Raw genomic sequence first — 1,144 nt, forward strand, 5'->3', positions numbered from 1 at the left:
GACTAGATATTATATATATGATGTGGTAGTATACTATGAGTGTTCAAAAATTAAATCCTTTTTAAAAATTAATTTAAAAAACCTTTAAAAAATTGTTGACATTAGACTTTGATTATTATAAGATATAAAAGTCGTCAAAAACGAAAGTTAATTTTGTAAAACACTTGTAAAAAGAATTTTAATAAAGTGTAAAATTAACTATTGAAAAATTAATTAATTAGTAATATAATTATTTGAGTAAGTTATTGTCTGGTGACAATGGCAAGGAGGCCACACCTGTTCCCATGCCGAACACAGAAGTTAAGCTCCTTAGCGCCGATGGTAGTTGGACTGACGTTCCGCTAGAGTAGGACGTTGCCAGGCATACATATTGGAGAATTAGCTCAGCTGGGAGAGCATCTGCCTTACAAGCAGAGGGTCGGCGGTTCGAACCCGTCATTCTCCACCATTTACTTTTTAGCCGGCCTAGCTCAATTGGTAGAGCAACTGACTTGTAATCAGTAGGTTGGGGGTTCAAGTCCTCTGGCCGGCACCATCTAAGAGCCATTAGCTCAGTTGGTAGAGCATCTGACTTTTAATCAGAGGGTCAGAGGTTCGAATCCTCTATGGCTCATACGATTTATTTTAATATGCGGAAGTAGTTCAGTGGTAGAACACCACCTTGCCAAGGTGGGGGTCGCGGGTTCGAATCCCGTCTTCCGCTCCATTATATTTGCCGGGGTGGCGGAACTGGCAGACGCACAGGACTTAAAATCCTGCGGTGAGAGATCACCGTACCGGTTCGATTCCGGTCCTCGGCACCAATTTAAATATAGCGCCCGTAGCTCAACTGGATAGAGCGTTTGACTACGGATCAAGAGGTTATGGGTTCGACTCCTATCGGGCGCGCCATTTAAAATTATTAATTTAATATACGGGAAGTAGCTCAGCTTGGTAGAGCACTTGGTTTGGGACCAAGGGGTCGCAGGTTCGAATCCTGTCTTCCCGACTTCTTTAAAAATATGGGGGCTTAGCTCAGCTGGGAGAGCGCCTGCTTTGCACGCAGGAGGTCAGCGGTTCGATCCCGCTAGTCTCCACCATTTAATTAATATCAAATGAACATTGAAAACTGAATGACAATATGTCAACGTTAATTCCAATAAAG

The 1,144-nt window shown here is 42.4% G+C and carries 8 tRNA genes and 1 rRNA gene; all 9 read left to right on the top strand.

Features of this window, described 5'->3' with window-relative positions:
- Positions 1-248: 248 nt before the first annotated feature.
- Positions 249-363, top strand: a 5S ribosomal RNA gene (rrf, locus tag CD034_RS01070).
- A 9-nt stretch (positions 364-372) separates the two neighbouring features.
- Positions 373-448, top strand: a tRNA-Val gene (locus tag CD034_RS01075).
- An 11-nt stretch (positions 449-459) separates the two neighbouring features.
- A tRNA-Thr gene (locus tag CD034_RS01080) sits at positions 460-535 on the top strand.
- Positions 536-540: 5 nt separating this feature from the next.
- Positions 541-613, top strand: a tRNA-Lys gene (locus tag CD034_RS01085).
- Positions 614-631: 18 nt separating this feature from the next.
- Positions 632-706 (top strand) — tRNA-Gly (locus CD034_RS01090).
- An 8-nt stretch (positions 707-714) separates the two neighbouring features.
- Positions 715-803, top strand: a tRNA-Leu gene (locus CD034_RS01095).
- Positions 804-814: 11 nt separating this feature from the next.
- Positions 815-891: transfer RNA gene (locus CD034_RS01100), tRNA-Arg, on the top strand.
- Positions 892-914: 23 nt separating this feature from the next.
- A tRNA-Pro gene (locus CD034_RS01105) sits at positions 915-988 on the top strand.
- 15 nt (positions 989-1,003) lie between these two features.
- A tRNA-Ala gene (locus tag CD034_RS01110) sits at positions 1,004-1,079 on the top strand.
- Positions 1,080-1,144: the final 65 nt, after the last annotated feature.

Origin of the sequence: Staphylococcus hominis subsp. hominis (genome assembly GCF_002901845.1) — a bacterium.
GTDB lineage: Bacteria > Bacillota > Bacilli > Staphylococcales > Staphylococcaceae > Staphylococcus > Staphylococcus hominis.